Annotated in this window: 16 protein-coding genes and 1 pseudogene; 1 reads left to right on the top strand and 16 read right to left on the bottom strand. The window is 64.2% G+C overall.

Annotation, left to right across the window (positions count from 1 at the left end):
• Positions 1–61: 61 nt before the first annotated feature.
• The 3 genes from ACEN8I_RS17375 to ACEN8I_RS17365 all read right to left on the bottom strand — a co-directional run bounded on the left by ACEN8I_RS17375 (position 62) and on the right by ACEN8I_RS17365 (position 1,736).
• Positions 62–463, bottom strand: a complete 402-nt coding sequence (locus ACEN8I_RS17375) for a hypothetical protein (RefSeq protein WP_413329813.1) — start codon at positions 461–463, stop codon at positions 62–64.
• Positions 464–543: 80 nt separating this feature from the next.
• Positions 544–912, bottom strand: a complete 369-nt coding sequence (locus ACEN8I_RS17370; protein ID WP_413329812.1) for a hypothetical protein — start codon at positions 910–912, stop codon at positions 544–546.
• A 59-nt stretch (positions 913–971) separates the two neighbouring features.
• Positions 972–1,736: an ArsR/SmtB family transcription factor gene (locus ACEN8I_RS17365; RefSeq protein WP_413329811.1), complete on the bottom strand. Its 765-nt coding sequence runs from the start codon at positions 1,734–1,736 to the stop codon at positions 972–974.
• Between the two features lie 121 nt (positions 1,737–1,857).
• Between ACEN8I_RS17365 and ACEN8I_RS17360 the strand changes: the two genes are divergently transcribed.
• Complete coding sequence (locus tag ACEN8I_RS17360; RefSeq protein WP_413329810.1) at positions 1,858–3,144, top strand: MFS transporter; 1,287 nt, start codon at positions 1,858–1,860, stop codon at positions 3,142–3,144.
• Positions 3,145–3,150: 6 nt separating this feature from the next.
• Here the strand turns inward: ACEN8I_RS17360 and ACEN8I_RS17355 are convergent, their stop codons facing one another.
• From ACEN8I_RS17355 to ACEN8I_RS17295, 13 genes and pseudogenes are all read right to left on the bottom strand, one after another.
• Positions 3,151–4,449 carry an RNA polymerase sigma factor gene (locus ACEN8I_RS17355; protein WP_413329809.1) on the bottom strand — a complete coding sequence of 433 codons (1,299 nt, stop codon included), beginning with the start codon at positions 4,447–4,449 and terminating at the stop codon, positions 3,151–3,153.
• Between the two features lie 6 nt (positions 4,450–4,455).
• Positions 4,456–4,893: a YciI family protein gene (locus ACEN8I_RS17350; protein ID WP_413329808.1), complete on the bottom strand. Its 438-nt coding sequence runs from the start codon at positions 4,891–4,893 to the stop codon at positions 4,456–4,458.
• A 31-nt stretch (positions 4,894–4,924) separates the two neighbouring features.
• Positions 4,925–5,470, bottom strand: coding sequence for an SRPBCC family protein (locus ACEN8I_RS17345; RefSeq protein WP_413329807.1), 546 nt, complete (start codon positions 5,468–5,470; stop codon positions 4,925–4,927).
• 188 nt (positions 5,471–5,658) lie between these two features.
• Complete coding sequence (locus ACEN8I_RS17340) at positions 5,659–6,021, bottom strand: YciI family protein (RefSeq protein WP_413329855.1); 363 nt, start codon at positions 6,019–6,021, stop codon at positions 5,659–5,661.
• A gap of 75 nt (positions 6,022–6,096) precedes the next feature.
• Positions 6,097–6,432: pseudogene (locus ACEN8I_RS17335) on the bottom strand (YciI family protein); the annotation flags it as partial.
• A 74-nt stretch (positions 6,433–6,506) separates the two neighbouring features.
• A complete protein-coding gene (locus tag ACEN8I_RS17330; RefSeq protein ID WP_413329805.1) occupies positions 6,507–6,932 on the bottom strand; it encodes a YciI family protein in 426 nt (141 codons plus the stop codon).
• 159 nt (positions 6,933–7,091) lie between these two features.
• Positions 7,092–8,045, bottom strand: a complete 954-nt coding sequence (locus tag ACEN8I_RS17325) for an AEC family transporter (RefSeq protein ID WP_413329803.1) — start codon at positions 8,043–8,045, stop codon at positions 7,092–7,094.
• A gap of 201 nt (positions 8,046–8,246) precedes the next feature.
• Complete coding sequence (locus ACEN8I_RS17320; protein ID WP_413329801.1) at positions 8,247–9,305, bottom strand: porin; 1,059 nt, start codon at positions 9,303–9,305, stop codon at positions 8,247–8,249.
• 205 nt (positions 9,306–9,510) lie between these two features.
• Positions 9,511–10,293: an SDR family oxidoreductase gene (locus ACEN8I_RS17315; RefSeq protein ID WP_413329799.1), complete on the bottom strand. Its 783-nt coding sequence runs from the start codon at positions 10,291–10,293 to the stop codon at positions 9,511–9,513.
• 74 nt (positions 10,294–10,367) lie between these two features.
• Positions 10,368–11,648, bottom strand: coding sequence for an L-fuconate dehydratase (locus ACEN8I_RS17310; RefSeq protein WP_413329797.1), 1,281 nt, complete (start codon positions 11,646–11,648; stop codon positions 10,368–10,370).
• A 124-nt stretch (positions 11,649–11,772) separates the two neighbouring features.
• On the bottom strand, positions 11,773–12,720 hold the full coding sequence (locus tag ACEN8I_RS17305; RefSeq protein ID WP_413329795.1) for an ABC transporter substrate-binding protein: 948 nt from the start codon (positions 12,718–12,720) through the stop codon (positions 11,773–11,775).
• A gap of 82 nt (positions 12,721–12,802) precedes the next feature.
• A complete protein-coding gene (locus ACEN8I_RS17300) occupies positions 12,803–13,801 on the bottom strand; it encodes an ABC transporter permease (protein WP_413329793.1) in 999 nt (332 codons plus the stop codon).
• Between the two features lie 23 nt (positions 13,802–13,824).
• Positions 13,825–15,360 carry a sugar ABC transporter ATP-binding protein gene (locus ACEN8I_RS17295; RefSeq protein WP_413329791.1) on the bottom strand — a complete coding sequence of 512 codons (1,536 nt, stop codon included), beginning with the start codon at positions 15,358–15,360 and terminating at the stop codon, positions 13,825–13,827.
• Positions 15,361–15,768 lie beyond the last annotated feature (408 nt).

The following is a 15,768-nucleotide window of genomic DNA, read 5'->3' as shown; positions in this document are numbered from 1 at the left end:
GCGACTCCTTGGGGGCGTGCCGGTCTCAGCCGACTTGTCAGACCGTGACTTCGTGTCCTGACTAGCCATGCTTCACCTGAGCCACTTGGGGGCCAGCGTCCAGGATATGTTTTGGGATTCGATCGTCCCAACGCTCAATGCTAGAAACAAAGCACTGGAGGTGATAGACGACCTGAGACAAATACAGGGTCACCAAGGCGTAGTACGCACTTGAAGCGGCGTTGGCCGGGAAATCAACCATGTGTTCGGTGGCTCTAGCCACAAACACCGGTATGGGATCATAGTTCTTGCTCAGGAATAGACCCATGATGTTATTCACATAGCAAACCAGCGGGTAGGTGCCGCTGTTCCTGCGAAACGCTTGCTCCGGAATGAGGTCCGACCCATTCAGCAAGACGTGAAACTGCTTGATGGTTGCGCGGCTCTCTTTTGAGCCTTCGGCGGAAATATCAGTGGCGGCCATAGCAGTCTAAGGTTTGAGGCGGGAGGCATGGCCCCGCTTGCCGGGGAACGTTCGGTTGGCTGAAGATTTAAGCGGCATCTTCACGACATGGTGCTCCACGCGTGAGCTCCAAACTTCTGGCCGACCCACCAGGCGACTGCGGCGCAGCCATAGGCCAGGAGGATGAGCGGTGGACTATCACCCGAGAGACGCGTGGAGGCAATGGCGGGTGCGGCAACGAGGCCAAAGAAGACAGCCAGCCACACAAGCATGAGGAGCAGGAAGACAATTACTTCCAAAAGCTTCATTTCGCGCGTAGGGCGCGCCAGAAAGAGGATCAGCCGATTCTTCGTTGTTGGACGGACGCCTTGCAAGACATCCTTGTGCGACGCTGCGGAGAACCCAAGCACTACACCAAGGCAGCCGCCTGCAAAAAATCCGACGAGAGCGACAAGAATGGCGGCGATCATGGGTGAATGATAGTTCTGATGGTGCTAGCGAAGCGCACGGATTCGCACAGGTGACGAATTCAGGCGGCCATAGGCCGCCGCTCCTGCCGCGCAGGAAACGCATCCCCTTCGGTGACTTGCCGCCAGCTTTCCTGCCCCATCCAGCCGCGCAGCGCCATCACACCCCTGGGTGTGATCTCCAGCGCGCGCATGCCCTGGCGGCGCAAGAGCCAGCCGCTGTCCAGGCAGTGCACGCAGATCAGCGTGCCCAGCTGCCCGGCGACATGAAAGCGGCGTTCGCTCCAGTCCAGGCAGGGCCGGCAGTAAGGCCGCCGGGTATTGCTGCCGGCCGGCGAAGCTGACAGGTCAATGCCCAGGCGCGCCAGCACGGCGCCGGCCTTGTCGGTCACATGGCCGGCCTCGCCCTCGAAAACAACCGCGCCATCTTCCACCAGGTGCTGGGCAATGGCCACGCCCAGCCGTCCGGCGATGTGGTCGTAGCAGCTGCGCGCCATGCGCATGGCGGCATCCTTGGGGCCGGGCACAACCGCGCGGCGCACGGCAGGCGCGTTCTGCGCCGCGAGCTGGGTGATGCCTTCGAGCACCCGGGCCACCTCGGGCGAGGCCAGCCGGTGGTAGCGGTGCCGGCCGTGCTGCTCCACACGCAGCAGGCCGCCTTCGACCAGCAGCGCGAGGTGGCGGCTGGCGGTTTGCGGCGAGACATTGCCGGCGCCGGCCAGTTCATGGGCGGTGAGCGAACGGCCGTCCAGCAGTTCCATCAGCATGGCGGTGCGGGCCGGTTCGCCGACCAATGAGGCGATATGGGCGATCTGGTTGGTGTTCATAAATGAGGTCTCTTTAGCCCCCACCTTAGCAGCATCAGGGTGCCCATGCTTCGCTCCAGGGCGAAGCATTGCGGCCCCTCTTCACCGCACCATGGAAGCCATGCCCTACCAGGAGAAACCCATGGAATTGCCCCTCACCCCCACGCTGCAGCCACCGGCACCGCGCGCCTTTTTTGGCGCGACGGTGGTGCGCGCCGCCTTTGTACTCGCCATCTTCGGCTGGGGCATTGGTTTTTACAGTCCGGCGATTTTTCTGCATGCGGTGCTGGCGCGCACCGGCTGGGCCTTGCCGCTGGTATCCAGCGCGGTGACCTTTCATTTTTTGTTCGGCGCGGGCGTGGTGGCCTGCCTGCCGCGCATACATGCCCGCCTCGGCGTGGCCGCCACCACGGCCGCTGGCGCCACCGCGCTGGCGCTGGGCCTGACGGGTTGGGCGCTGGCAGCGCAGCCCTGGCAGTTGTTTATGGCGGCGATGCTGACCGGCGGCGGCTGGGTCACCATGGGCGCGGCAGGCATCAACGCCATCATCTCGCCGTGGTTTGCGCGCGGCCGGCCCATGGCGCTGGCCAAGGCCTATAACGGCGCCAGCCTGGGCGGCGTGATTTTTTCGCCGCTGTGGGGCGCCTTGATCGCAGCGATGGGTTTTACCGCCGCCAGCGTGCTGGTGGGCGCTGCCATGCTGGCCGTGGTGCTGGGCCTCAGTTTTTTTGTGGTGGCGCAAACGCCCGAGCGCCTGGGCCAGCGGCCCGACGGCGATGCGCCGGGCGCGCCCTCGCCCAGCCTCACGTCCGCGCGTGCCAGGCCGCTGCCGGGCCGGCTGCTGTGGCGCGACCGCGGCTTTCGCACGCTGGCCGCGGCCATGGCGCTGAGCCTGTTCGCGCAGGCCGGCCTGATCACACATCTGTATTCGCTGCTGGTCTTCGCCCTGGGCACCCGGGGCGCGGGCCTGGCGATGGCGCTGGCCACCGCCTGCGCCATAGGCGGGCGCACCGTGGTCGGCAAATGCATGCCGCCGGATGCCGACCGCCGGCTGGTGGCCAGCGTGAGCTACGCGGTGCAGATCGTCGGCTCGCTGTTGCTGGCTTGCGCGGCGGAGCAGCAAACGGCGCTGATCCTGGCAGGCGTGGTGCTGTTCGGCGTCGGCATTGGCAACGCCACCTCGCTGCCGCCGCTGGTGGCGCAGGTGGAGTTCGTCAAGGAAGACGTTCCGCGCGTGGTGGCGCTGATCGTCGCAATCTCGCAGGGCCTGTGGGCGCTGGCGCCGGCGACCTTTGCCTTGCTACTGGTGACGGCCAACGGAAGCCCAGTCCACCTGGGCGCGGGCACAGGCCTTTATTTCGGCGCGACGGTGCTGCTGCAACTGACGGCGATTACCTGCATGCTGGGCGGGCGCAAGCCCGCGGGCTGAAGCGTTTCAGGACAGGCGCGGCCTGGCGTCGGGCTCGCAGGCCGCGGCGCGCGCCAGCAGCAACTCGCGTTCACGCAGGTTGCGCGTCAGCGAGGCGGCGCGCTCAAACTCGGCATGGGCTTCATCGAAGCGGCCGAGTTTGAACAAAAAATCGCCGCGCACGCTGGGCAGCAGGTGGTAGTTTTTCATCAAGGGCTCGGCCAGCAGCGCATCGGCCACCTCCAGCCCTGTGGCCGGGCCGAAGGCCATGGCCAGCGCCACGGCGCGGTTCAGTTCCACCACCGGCGAGGGCGCGAGCTGCGCCAGCGCGTCATACAGCGCGGCGATGCGTTGCCAGTCGGTGTCGGCACCGGTAGGCGCGCGCGCATGGCAGGCGGCGATGGCGGCCTGCAGCGCATACGGCCCCAGCGCGCCGCCCTGCGCCTCGGCGCGCGCCAGGGCGGCCAGGCCGCGGCGTATCAGGATGTGGTCCCACTTCGCGCGGTTCTGGTCCAGCAACAAGATGGGCTCGCCTGAAGGCCCAGTCCGCGCACTGGCGCGCGAGGCCTGGATTTCCATGAGCGCAACCAGGCCGTGGACTTCAGGCTCCTGCGTGGCCAGCTCGGCCAGAACGCGCCCCAGCCGCAAGGCCTGGTCGCACAGCGCGGGCCGCATCCAGTCGCCGCCCGAGGTGGCCGAATAGCCCTCGTTGAAGATCAGGTAGATGACCTCCAGCACCGAGGCCAGCCGCGCGTTGCGCTCTTCGGGGCCGGGCACCTCAAAAGGCACACGCGCTTCGGCCAGGGTGCGCTTGGCGCGCACGATGCGCTGGGCCACCGTGGGTTCGGGCACCAGGAAGGCGCGCGCGATCTCGTCGGTGGTGAGACCGCCCAGCAGCCGCAGCGTGAGCGCAATGCGCGCCTCGGTGGACAGCACCGGGTGGCAGGCTGTGAAGATCAGGCGCAGCAAGTCGTCGCCATAGTCGTCCGCACCGTCGTCACCGGAGCCGGGCTCGTCTACATCGGCAAAAGCCATGTCCTGCTCCATCTCGAGTTCGCGGCCCAGCTCTTCATGCTTGAGCGCGAGCAGCTTGCGCCGCCGCAGGTAGTCGATGGCGCGGTGCTTGGCGACGGCCATGAGCCAGGCGCCCGGGTTGTCCGGCACGCCTGTCTTGGGCCAGCGCTCGAGCGCCGTGACCAGCGCATCCTGCGCGATCTCTTCTGCCAAGCCCACCTCCTGCACCATGCGTGCGACCTTGGCGATGACCTTGGCCGACTCGATGCGCCAGACGGCGTCGATGGCGCGGTGGGTTTCATGGGACGCCATGGGGCCTCAGCCGCCCTTGCCCTTGTTTTTTCCGCTCGGGGCCTGCTGCATCTCGGTAAAACCTGCTGCGGCTTCCTGCACGTCGGGCGGAAAGTCGCTCATCTCCTGCACCTGGCGCACTTCGATGACCTCGTTTTCACCGCCTGGGCAACGCGAGGCCCACTCGATGGCTTCGGCACGCGAAGCCACATTGATCATCCAGAAGCCGCCCAGTACCTCGCGCGCTTCGGCAAAGGGGCCGTCGACCACGTGCGGCTTGCCTCCGGGAAAGCTCACGCGCGCGCCCATGGAGGGCGGGTGCAGGCCTTCGAGCGAAAGCAGCACGCCGGCTTTTTGCAGCTCCTCGTTGTATTTCATCATCGCGGCCACGGCGTCGGCGCTGGGCAGAGTGCCGGCGGCGGCGCTTTCGTAGCCTTTGGGGATCATCAGCATCATGAATCGCATTTGAATACTCCTTGGGTATGGGATAGGTGGGTCAGCCCTGCTTTTCCGCGGCGGCTTTCATGGTGGCCAGGCCGGCTTCAAAGTCCTTGCCCACCATCTTGTCCATGCTGAAGAACACCTGCATGACCTTGGACAGCAGGGGTGCGGGACCGGCCATCTCCCAGCTCACGGTGCTGCTGCCGCCGGCCTGCGGCTGGATGCTGAACACCACCTTGTTGTGGGCTTCGAAGGGCTTGCTGAAGTTGAGGTCTATCTTGACGAGGGAGGACGGCTGGGACTCGGTGATCAGCATGTCGCCCACACCGACCTCCTTGCTGTCCCAGGCGTAGGCCGCGCCCTTGCCGGCCGCCGGGCCGCTGAAGCTGCGCTTCATGGCCGGGTCTTTCTTCTCCCAGGGCGACCAGGCGCCCCAGTTTTTGTAGTCGTTGATCAGCGGGAAGATTTTTTCGGGCGGCGCCTGGATGCTGGCCTGGCGCTGGACGCGGAAGGTGTCGGGCTTGCCGGAGGCCAGTACCAGCACGGTCACGATGAAAAGAACAATGGCAACGGCGGCAATGAGGGCGACGGTCTTGAACATATCAATCTCCTGAGTTGGTGTTCGCTTACTTTTTGAGGAAGGGGCGAGCGCCGGATTCATCGGGCCTGCACGCTGTACGGCCCTTCAGAAAACGTCTGCTCTACCGGCACGACGAACGGAAAACGCGAAATCGACATGCCCGGCCAAAAATATTTCAAAATTTTTGGCCCGCCCCCAGACCTCAGACCTCAGACCAGGGTGAAATCGGCGGCCTCATACAGCAGCCTGATTTCCACCTCGACCTCTTCGGTGTCGCTAAACGGAAACGGGTAGCCCAGGGCCCAGTCAACCGCGGCCTGCAGCGAACGCGCCTGGATGATCCAGAAGCCGGCCAGCAATTCCTTGGCTTCGGCAAAAGGCCCGTCCATGATGCTTGGTTTGCCCCGGGTGAACTTCATGCGGGAGGCGCTCGCGCTGGGTTTGAGGCCGTCGCCCATCAGCAGCACGCCGGCCTTGACGGCATCGTCGTTGTGTTGGGCCATGCGCCCCAGCCACTGGCTGTCGGGCACGGCGCCGGTCTCAGCCCTGTCATTGGCCTTGAGCAAGATCATGAAGCGGCGAAAGCCTTCGGGCAAGGCCGGTGCGCCTTCCCCGGGCACCCCGCGCAACCCGCCGGGGCAGCCGCCCTCGCGGATTTCCAGCGAAGTGTTGCCGTCGGCGTCTTCCTGCGGCCAGCGTTTGAGCCATTCAATGACTTCCTCGCGCGAGGCGGCTTCGACCATAGTGAAGCCGGCGATCAGTTCCTTGGATTCGGTGAAGGGGCCGTCGATCACCGTGGGCTTGCCGCCGGAAAAGCGTATGCGCGCGCCCTTGGAACTGGGCTGCAGGCCTTCGCCTCCTAACAGCATGCCGGCTTTGGCCAGTTCCTCGTTGTAGGCGCCCATGGCGGCCAGCAGCGCGGGGCTGGGCATTTCGCCGGCCTCGGTCGCGGCATCGGCTTTGCGCAGGATCATGAATTGCATGCGTGGTATCTCCTCGGAGTAGCGGCTGACGCCGCGATCCCCGGTTTTTACCTCAAACGCAAGACGCGCGCGTTTCAGCGCTGCGCCTCGACCTGCCGGCGCAGGCGTTCCTCTGCCTCACGCAGTTCTGGTGTGAACTCGGCGCCGAAGTCCTCGGCCGAAAACACCTGGCGGATTTCGATCTCTGCTTCGCTCTCAGGCGGAAAGGGGGCGCGCTTGACCCATTCAATCGCTTCTTCTTTCGACGAGACCTGCAGCATCCAGAAACCGGCCACCAGTTCCTTGGTTTCGGGGAAAGGCCCATCGACCACGGTGCGCTTGCCGCCGGAAAACTTGACGCGCGAACCTTTGGCGCTGGGGTGCAGCCCTTCGCCCGCGAGCATCACGCCGGCCTTGACCAGCGATTCGTTGAACCTGCCCATGTCGGCCAGCAATTGTTCACTGGGCATTTCGCCGGCTTCGCTGTGTTTGTCGGCTTTGACGAGGACCATGAATTTCATATCGGACTCCTTGAAGGTTGGCGTTGGGAGCGCTTGCCGGGACAGCCCCGGCAAAAATGCCGCTCTACCGGTACGACGAGCGGCCGGCGGGCAAATCGACAACATGGCGCCGTCTTTTTTCGGCTTTTTTGTAACAGCGCCGGGAAACGGCGCGCGGCCTCAGGTCAGCAAGGCCACGGCCGCCGAAAAGCTGAAGAAGGCCAGCACCGTGGACAGCAGGATGATGCGCGCGATGCGGCCGTTGTCGGCGCCGAAGCGCTCGGCCAGCAGCGCGACATTGCTGGCGCTGGGCAGGGCCGCCACCAGCACGATCACGGTGAGCGCAAAACGCTGCAGCGGCACGCCCAGCGCGATGGCGCCCAGCCCCACCAGGCCGACAAGCACCGGATGGACCACCAGCTTGATGAGCGCCACCGGCACATAGTCCCTGAGCGGCGTGGCCTGCGTGCTGTTCATCTGCGAGCGCGCCAGCACCGCGCCTATGGTGAACAGCGCCACCGGCGAGGCCGCGTCGGCCAGCAGGCCCACGGTCTGCATCACCGGCCCGGGCAGGGCCAGGCCCAGGCCGGAGGACAGCGCGCCCAGCACGATGGCCCAGGGCATGGGGTTGAGCGCCACGCCCTTGAGCGCGTTCTTCGCGGCGACCTCGGCGCCGTGAATGTCGGCCGAGTCCAGCCGCGACAGCGCGATGCACAGCGAACTCGTGACCAGCAGGTCAACCAGGATGGTGACGATGGCCGGGCCGGCGGCCTGCGCGCCCAGCAGCGCCACCAGCAGCGGCACGCCCATGAAGCCGGTATTGGGAAAGGCCGCGACCAGCGCGCCGAAAGACGCGTCGTTCCAGGCGATGCGGCCCTTGCGCGTGAACATCACGGTGAAAGCCACGATCAGCAGCGCGCACAGCAGGTAGACGGCCACCAGGCTGGCGTCCAGCAGCTGCGCCACCGGCGTGCCGGCGCCGAAGCGGTAGAGCATGCAGGGCAGCGCGAAATACAGCACAAAGGTGTTGAGGCCGGGGATGGCCAGTTGCGGAAGCAGGCCGCGGCGCGCGGCAAGATAGCCGCACAGCACCAGGGCGAAAAAGGGGAAGGTGACAAAAAGAATGCTGAGCACGGCGCTGATTGTCGCCCAGGGCTGCGCGGACTGCGGATAAGGACTGCACACTCGCATCCCGGCAGCCGAAGGAGGAAACGCGGAGCATAAAAATAGCCACTTGCGCAGGTGGCGCCTGCGCAAGTGGCCATGTATTGAACCCAGAAAGGCGCTGGGCCGCCGGACGCCGCCTAAGCGCGCCCGGCGACCTGGCCGGTTTCTTTAAAAACTATGCGCAATACCCGCGTAAATGGTTCTCTGCGACTGGTTGACCGCCGGATTGCCCGAGACCCCGTCCACCCCGAAGTTGGCGCCACTGGAATTGCTGACATTGCCGAACGACGCGTACAGCAGCGTGCGCTTGGACATGCTGTAATCCACCCCCACCATGCCCAGGGTGGCCTTGCCGGCCACGCGGTCGGATGTGACACGGAAGACCGAACCGATCAGCGTCATCGCCGGCGTCAGGTCGTAGCGAACGCCGACCCAGGCATGCTTGAGCTTGGACGCGGCGGTGAGGGCCGCCTCGGGTGCGGTGATGTAGTCGTAGGCGGCATACAGCTTGGCCGGGCCGAACTTGTACGTACCGCCGATGATGGTTTCCTTGGAGGTGTTGAAAACATCCGTGAAGGTGCCGGCAGCATTATGGCGCTGGGAATAGATGGCGCGCAGCATCAGGTCCTGGTTCGCGTAGGTCAGCGAAAAGCCTTCGCCGCGGTTGGCCTTGCTGTTGCCCGCCTGCTCACCGAGCGAGATCTGCGCGGTGGCGTTAAAGCCGCCCATATTCGGCGTCGAATACTCGACCACATTGTTCGCGCCGGGCCAGTTGCGGCCCCTGACCAGGGTGGCGCTACCCACCCACTGCTGGCCGGTCGGGTCCAGGTCCCACACATCATTGCTGATGAACAGGTTCTTGCCGAAGCGGAAGCTGCCCCAGCTGTCATTGGACAGGCCGACATAGGCGCGGCGGTTGAACAGTGCCCCGCCGGTCGAGCCGTTTTTCAGTTCAAAACCGCTTTCGACAAGGAAGTTGGCCGCCAGGCCGCCGCCCAGGTCTTCCTTGCCCTTCATGCCCCACATGCTGGTGCCCCACTGGTTGCTGGCCACCATGGTTTTGGAGAAGCTGGCGTTGGCCACCGGGTCATACACCTTGTCGATATAGGCCAGGCCCGATACGACACGCCCGTACAGGGTGACGGAGGACTGGGCCGAAGCCATCTGTGGCGCCAGCACGGCCGCGCAGGCAACACCCAGGGAGATAGTACGTAAAGCAGCTTTCATGGTTTGTCTCTTTTCTATGGTTGGATTGAGTCGGTTGAAGAAGTCCGGATATGCCCATTCGCCGGCATGGCTGCCCAAAGCGAACCCGGTTCGGGCGGGGAAAATCTGGCCGCAGGCTCATCGTGCTTTTTCAAGCCCGGTAGCCGGCAGCCGCACATGGCGTTTGCGCCTTGTTGGTATGGGTAAGGGTGTCGGTTCATCGCGATCAGCGGGCAGGCAAGGCCCGGTCCAGGTGCACATAGCCGCCATCGGGATGGATCCACTGGCCGGTGGTATGTGAAGCGCGGTCGGACAGCAGGAACACCACCGTGTCGGCAATTTCGCGGTCGGTCGTCATGCGCCGGCCCAGGGGAATGCGGGCCGTGATGTCGGCGAGCGCCGCCGCCGGGTCGTCAAAGGTCTTGAGCCACTTTTCATAGAGCGGCGTCATGACTTCGGCCGGCAGCACCGCATTGACTCGCACGCCATGCGGCGCCAGCGCGGCCGCCCATTCACGTGTCAAGCCCAGCTGCGCCGCCTTGGCCGCGACGTAGCCGCTGGTATTGCCCTGGCCGGTGAGCGCCGTCTTGGAGGAAATATTGACAATGGCGCCGCGCCTGGCCTTGAGCTGGTCCAGGCACAGATGGGCCATCAGGTAGCAGTGCGTCAGGTTGGATTCCAGCGAGCGCACGAAGGCCTCACGGCCCGCCTCCAGGCCGACGCTGTCGTTGACGCCGGCGTTGTTGACCAGCGCATCAATGCCGCCGAATTCGGCCACGGTGCCCTGCACCGCGGCGCGGCAGGCCGCTTCGTCCTCAAGGTTCAACTGGAAAAATCCGTGTCGGACGCCGATCTCACGCAGGGCCGCGGAAAACTCCGGCAGCAGAGGGCTGCGGCCGAAGATCACCGGCACGGCCCCCTCCCGTGCCAGCTGCAGGCTGATGGCCCCGCCGATTCCGGCACCGCCGCCGGTGACGATGACGATCTTGTTTTGAAGGTGCAAATTCATCAAGGGGCTCCGGTCCTGGGTGTTGCTTGGGGGTTGGTCAATTAATAAAGGGGGCAATAAAGGGGCGGAGGGCATCAGCCCCTGAAGGCGTAGCGAGCCAGCGATTCGGGCTTCATTTCGATCGAATAGCCAGGCCGCTGCGGCGGCATGTAGGCGGCGTTGCGAATCACGCAGGGGTCCACAAAATGCTCGTGCAGGTGGTCCACGTATTCGATGACCCGGCCTTCCTTGGTGCCGGCTATGCAGAGGTAGTCGATCATCGACAGGTGCTGCACGTATTCGCACAGGCCGACGCCGCCGGCATGCGGGCACACCTTGAGCCCGTATTTGGCGGCCATCAACATCACGGCCAGCACCTCGTTGACCCCGCCCAGCCGGCAGGCGTCGATCTGCACCACGTCAATCGCGCCGCGCATGATGAGCTGCTTGAACATGACACGGTTCTGGCACATCTCGCCGGTGGCGACCTGCATGTCGCCCTTCACCGCCTCGCGGATGCGGCGGTGGCCCTCGACGTCGTCGGGGCAGGTCGGCTCCTCGATGAACCAGGGCTTGGCAAAGCCCAGATGGCCCAGCCACTCAATCGCCTGGTCCACGTCCCATACCTGGTTCGCATCGATCATCAGCGCGCGATCGGGGCCGAGCACCTCGCGGGCGACACGCAGCCGCCGGATGTCGTCCTGCAGGTCGCGGCCCACCTTGAGCTTGATATGCGAGAAGCCCGCATCCACCGCCTCCTGGGCCAGGCGCCTGAGCTTCTCGTCGTCGTAACCCAGCCAGCCGGCGGAGGTGGTGTAGCAGGCGTAGCCTTCGCGCTCCAGCGTCCGCAGCCGCTCGTCCTTGCCGGCGGCTTGCCGCTTCAAGAGCGCCAGCGCTTCGGCTGGCGTGATGCAGTCGGTGATGTAGCGAAAGTCGATCAGGCGGACGATCTCTTCAGGGCTCATGCGGGCCACCAGCTTCCACACGGGCAGGCCCTCCTGTTTGGCCCACAGGTCCCACACGGCATTGACCACGGCGGCCGTCGCCAGGTGGATGGCGCCCTTGTCGGGGCCTATCCAGCGCAGCTGGCTGTCCGAGGTGATGTGGCGCCAGAAGCGGCCCATGTCCTCGGTCACCCAGTCCATGTCCAGGCCGACCACCAGGTGGCGCAGGGCTTCGATAGCGGCGCAGCAGATCTCATTGCCCCGGCCTATGGTGAAGGTCAAGCCATGGCCTTCGAGCCCCGGCTTGCCGGTCTCGAGCACTACATAGGCGGCCGAATAGTCCGGGTCAGGATTCATCGCATCCGAGCCGTCGAGATGCCGCGACGTGGGAAAACGCACGTCGATGACACGCATGGATTGGATAACGCTCATAGAGAAAGTGCCTGTTTGCCTGTTTGCCTGTTTGCGTGTTCGTCTGTTTGCCTGTTGAAAGAAGTGCGACCCACTTGCGGCCCACACTTCAGTGCATGGCGCGGTCTTGGGGCCGCGCCAGCCATCAGTCGTACAGGACCGCCGCGATCTTGGGATCGTTGATGGTTGACTTGTCGTAGTAGTAAAAGCCGGTGTCTATGACTTTGGGCAGCTTCTCGCCCTTGAGGGCCTTGACCGCCGCTTCCACGGTCTTGTAGCCGATGCCGACCGGGTTCTGGGTGATGGCGCCGGCCATGGAGCCGTCGAGGATGGCGGCTTTTTGCTGCTTGCCGGAGTCGTAGCCGATGATCACCACCTTGCGCTTCATCTCCCTGGCGCCGTTCAGCGCGCCTATGGCCGAGCCTTCATTCGCGCCGAAAATTCCCTTGAGGTTGGGGTTGGCCTGCAGGATGGACTTGGTGATCTCAGTGGATTTGAGCTGGTCGCCGCCGCCGTACTGCACGCTCACGATCTTGATGTTCGGGTAGGTCGACTTGATGCGGTTGACAAAGCCTTCGGTGCGGTCAATGCCGGTCCGGCTGGTCTGGTCGTGCACCACCAGGGCCACGTCGCCGCTCTTGCCGATCAGCTCGGCCATCTTGTCGGCGGCCAGGGCAGCGGCGGCCACGTTGTTGGTGGTGGTCGTGGTCACCGGGATGTCGCTGTCCACGCCCGAGTCAAAGGCGATGACCGGAATCTTGGCGGCCTGGGCTTTTTTCAGCAGCGGGATGGACGCCTTGCTGTCCAGCGCGGCAAAGCCGATGGCCGAAGGCTTTTTGGCCAGCGCCGCTGCGAACATGTCGATCTGCTTGTCCACCATGCTCTCGCTCTCGGGGCCCTCGAAGGTCACCTTGACCTTGTAGTCCTTGCCGGCCTGCTCCGCGCCGGCTTTGACGGCCTGCCAGAACTGGTGCTGAAAACCCTTGGAGACCATCGGGATGTAGATCTCGTCGGCGGCCAGCGCCGTGGTGCTCAGGGTGGAGGCCAGGCCGAGGCCCAGCGCGAGGCTCAGGAATGTGCGTTTCAAAATCATGTTTGTCTCCGTATCGTTATGAGGTGTTGCAATGAATATCCAAATCAAACGTGGGCAGGGGCGGGGTTTGGGGTTCTCCTTGCTAGGACTTGCGCTTTCGCAGGATGTCGGCGTACACCGCCGCGATGATGATCAGGCCGGTCACCACGGTCTGCCATTCCTGGGCCACCGACATGATGCGAAGCCCGTTGGTCAGCACGCTCATGATGAAAGCGCCGATGATGGTGCCCAGGATGGTGCCGGCCCCGCCACTAAGCGAGGTGCCGCCGATCACGACGGCGGCAATCGCATCCAGCTCATAGCCCTGGCCCAGCGCCGGCTGCGCGGAATTGAGGCGCGAAGCGATGAGCAGGCCGGCGATGCCGCAGATCGCGCCGCTCAGGGTGTAGACGATGATCTTCCAGCGGTCCACGTTCACGCCCGACAGGCGCACCGCCTCTTCGTTGCTGCCCAGCGCGAAGGTGTAAGTGCCCAGCACCGTCTTGTTCAATATCAGGCTGGAGACCACCGCCACCACAAACAGGATCAGTACCGCGTTGGGAATGGGCAGCTCGGGCAGGAAGTAGCCGATCAGCGAGTCCTGGGCAATCAGCGGGAACTCGGGCGTGTCGTTGAAGTAGATCGGCTTGGAATGGGTGATGACCAGCGACAGGCCCTTGAGCATGAGCATCATGCCCAGCGTGGCAATAAAGGGCGGAATCTTCAGTTTGGCAATCAGCACGCCCGAGATAAAGCCCGAGAGCGCGCCGAAAAAAATCGCCGCCGACACCCCCAGGTAGAAGGGCAGGCCCCAATAGGTCAGCACCACCCCGGCCATGACCGCGCAAAATGTCATCAAGGTGCCGACCGACAGGTCTATGCCCGAGGTGATGATGACAAAGGTGCAGGCGATCGCCAGAACGCCGTTGACCGCGGTGGCCTGCAAGATGCCCACCATGTTGTCGGTCTGCATGAAACTCGGCGAGGCCATGCTGAAGAAAATGAGCAACCCCAGCAAGCTGGCAAACGCCAACAGCTTTTGACGGGTGTTGCTACTGAAAGCCGCAGTCTTGATACCCTGCAGCAACTTGGAGACGGTCATGTGTGGTCGTTTCGGTGTGGTTTTTAAAAAGCGGCGGCAACCGCACCGGAAGCGGCCGCCGGGGCTTCGCGCCGGGTGGCTAGCTGCATGATTTTTTCCTGCGTGGCATCGCGGGCCGACAGCTCGCCGGTGACGCGGCCCTCGCACATCACCACGATGCGGTGGCTCAAGCGCAGCACCTCGGGCAGTTCCGAGGAGATCATCACGATCGCGCGCCCCTGCGCCGCCAGCGCATTGAGCAGCTTGTAGATTTCGCTCTTGGCGCCCACGTCGATGCCGCGTGTGGGCTCGTCAAAAAACAGGATGTCGCAATCGCGCACCAGCCATTTGGCGATCACGATTTTTTGCTGGTTGCCGCCCGACAGCAGCGCCACTCTTTGCAGCGCGCTCGGTGTCCTGATGCCCAGTTGCGCGATCAGCTTGGCCGCCGCGCCCTGTATGGCCGCGGGCTTGAGAAGGAATCCGAAGCTCAGAAAGCGCCGCAGGCTCGTCATCACGATGTTGGTCTGCACGTCCATGCCGGTGGCCAGGCCGAAGTGCTTGCGGTCTTCCGACAGATAGCCGATGCCGTGCCCGACCGCATCGGCCGGGCTGCGCACTTCAACCCGGCGACCCTTGACCCATATCTCGCCCGAATCCTTTTTGTCGGCGCCGAACACGGCACGCGCCACTTCGGTCCGACCGGCGCCCATCAGGCCGGCAAACCCCAGGATCTCGCCGCTGCGCACGCTGAAGCTGACGTTCTTGACGGTGCGGCCGCGATTGAGGCCGCGCACCTCCAGCAGGGTCTCCCCGCCCTGGCCGGCTTGCGCAGGCCTCTCATCCTCCAGCAGGGCGCGCCCGACCATCATGCCGATGATGGTGTCCATGCTGGTGGTGGCCGTCGGCACGGTGCCGATGTACTGGCCGTCGCGCATCACCGTCACGCGGTCCGAGATGCGCTTGAGCTCATCCATCTTGTGCGAGATGTACACGATGCCGACGCCCTGGCGCTTGAGCTGGCCGATGATGCGGAACAGGTCCTCGATTTCGGCGTTGTTCAGCGCGGCGGTGGGCTCGTCCATGATCAGCACGCGTGAGTCGAAGGACAGCGCCTTGGCGATCTCGACCATCTGCTGGCGCGCCACCGTCAGGTCGCAGACCAGCGTGTGCGGCTCCAGGTTCAGGTGCAGGCGCTCGAAGATCGCCGCCGTGTCGCGGGCCATTTTTTCAGTGTCGATGAACAGGCCCAACCGCCCGCGCGGCTCGCGTCCGATGAAGATGTTCTGCGCCACGCTCAGGTGGCCCATCAGGTTGAGCTCCTGGTGAATGATGCCTATGCCCAGCGCCTGGGCAGCGCGCGGGCTGGCGATCTCGACCGGCTGGCCGTCGATGCAGATCTCACCCGAATCCTTCTGGTAGACCCCGGCCAGTACCTTCATGAGGGTCGATTTGCCTGCCCCGTTCTCGCCCATCAGGGCGTGCACTTCGCCGGCAACGATCTCAAGCCGGGCGTTGTGCAGCGCCCGCACCCCCGGAAAGGATTTGCACAGATCGTTGATGGCCACAAGAGGTGTCATGGATGGTTGCAGGCGCTTGGGTGTGGCTCAGAGGGTCCGGCCGGTGGCAAAACGCGTCTCGTCGCCGGCCGGATGGATGCCCGCCGCGCTCATCCGGATCCCCTGCCCGGCGCAAACCCGTGCGCAGGCCAGTCCTGTGCCTTGGGCGGTGGCACTGGACAGCACTGTTTTTTCCTTCAACCTTCCTGGGCGCATGGCAAAGACCTTTTTGAGCTGACAAGACCGTTCAATGAGGCAAGACGCTAAAAGCAGGGAAACCTCTTGTTACAAATCATTCATTGATGAACAAACTATTCACTTATGGACTTGATCATAGAAATCGGCGGTCTTTTCGAGCCTCGGACTTTCCCTAGGTCAGAAATTTATTTATTGATGAACATTTGATGCAAACGTAAATAAATTCAGACC

It is taken from the genome of Polaromonas sp. CT11-55 (genome assembly GCF_047303325.1).
GTDB lineage: Bacteria > Pseudomonadota > Gammaproteobacteria > Burkholderiales > Burkholderiaceae_C > Polaromonas.
This window is presented reverse-complemented; position numbering and strand designations above follow the sequence as displayed.

Bases quoted from the DNA above. Each gene is read 5' to 3' on its own strand.
- ACEN8I_RS17375 (WP_413329813.1), bottom strand. From the start codon at position 463: ATGGCCGCCACTGATATTTCCGCCGAAGGCTCAAAAGAGAGCCGCGCA.
- ACEN8I_RS17365 (WP_413329811.1), bottom strand. From the start codon at position 1,736: ATGAACACCAACCAGATCGCCCATATCGCCTCATTGGTCGGCGAACCG.
- ACEN8I_RS17370 (WP_413329812.1), bottom strand. From the start codon at position 912: ATGATCGCCGCCATTCTTGTCGCTCTCGTCGGATTTTTTGCAGGCGGC.
- ACEN8I_RS17360 (WP_413329810.1), top strand. From the start codon at position 1,858: ATGGAATTGCCCCTCACCCCCACGCTGCAGCCACCGGCACCGCGCGCC.
- ACEN8I_RS17305 (WP_413329795.1), bottom strand. From the start codon at position 12,720: ATGATTTTGAAACGCACATTCCTGAGCCTCGCGCTGGGCCTCGGCCTG.
- ACEN8I_RS17350 (WP_413329808.1), bottom strand. From the start codon at position 4,893: ATGCGATTCATGATGCTGATGATCCCCAAAGGCTACGAAAGCGCCGCC.
- ACEN8I_RS17330 (WP_413329805.1), bottom strand. From the start codon at position 6,932: ATGAAATTCATGGTCCTCGTCAAAGCCGACAAACACAGCGAAGCCGGC.
- ACEN8I_RS17345 (WP_413329807.1), bottom strand. From the start codon at position 5,470: ATGTTCAAGACCGTCGCCCTCATTGCCGCCGTTGCCATTGTTCTTTTC.
- ACEN8I_RS17310 (WP_413329797.1), bottom strand. From the start codon at position 11,648: ATGAGCGTTATCCAATCCATGCGTGTCATCGACGTGCGTTTTCCCACG.
- ACEN8I_RS17300 (WP_413329793.1), bottom strand. From the start codon at position 13,801: ATGACCGTCTCCAAGTTGCTGCAGGGTATCAAGACTGCGGCTTTCAGT.
- ACEN8I_RS17315 (WP_413329799.1), bottom strand. From the start codon at position 10,293: ATGAATTTGCACCTTCAAAACAAGATCGTCATCGTCACCGGCGGCGGT.
- ACEN8I_RS17320 (WP_413329801.1), bottom strand. From the start codon at position 9,305: ATGAAAGCTGCTTTACGTACTATCTCCCTGGGTGTTGCCTGCGCGGCC.
- ACEN8I_RS17340 (WP_413329855.1), bottom strand. From the start codon at position 6,021: ATGATCTTGCTCAAGGCCAATGACAGGGCTGAGACCGGCGCCGTGCCC.
- ACEN8I_RS17295 (WP_413329791.1), bottom strand. From the start codon at position 15,360: ATGACACCTCTTGTGGCCATCAACGATCTGTGCAAATCCTTTCCGGGG.
- ACEN8I_RS17355 (WP_413329809.1), bottom strand. From the start codon at position 4,449: ATGGCGTCCCATGAAACCCACCGCGCCATCGACGCCGTCTGGCGCATC.